The organism is Acinetobacter sp. KAM396 (assembly GCF_021602765.1).
Classification (GTDB): Bacteria; Pseudomonadota; Gammaproteobacteria; order Pseudomonadales; family Moraxellaceae; genus Acinetobacter; species Acinetobacter towneri_A.
In genome coordinates, this window is record NZ_BPPH01000133.1 from 1 (window position 1) to 221 (window position 221).

Genomic DNA, 221 nt, shown 5'->3' on the forward strand with positions numbered 1-221 from the left:
GATTGCTTCTCTAAAAAGCATGTACCAATAGTTGATGGTATTACGGTTCAAGTTAAGCAATAAGGCTGTTTTAGAAGCAGGAATATCAATGCAAAAGCACTGAATAATTTTGGCTCTAGACTAGCAGATTTGCACTTAGTTTTACCTAATGAGGTCCCACAACTCTGTTGCTAGCTCATTAGGCTCCCTCATCCAACGCCATTCTGTTTCTTTAAGATGAT

The 221-nt window shown here is 38.5% G+C and carries 1 pseudogene; it reads right to left on the minus strand.

What is annotated here, in order from left to right:
* A pseudogene (locus tag L6C30_RS14850) lies at positions 1-108 on the minus strand (IS1595 family transposase); the annotation flags it as partial.
* Positions 109-221: the final 113 nt, after the last annotated feature.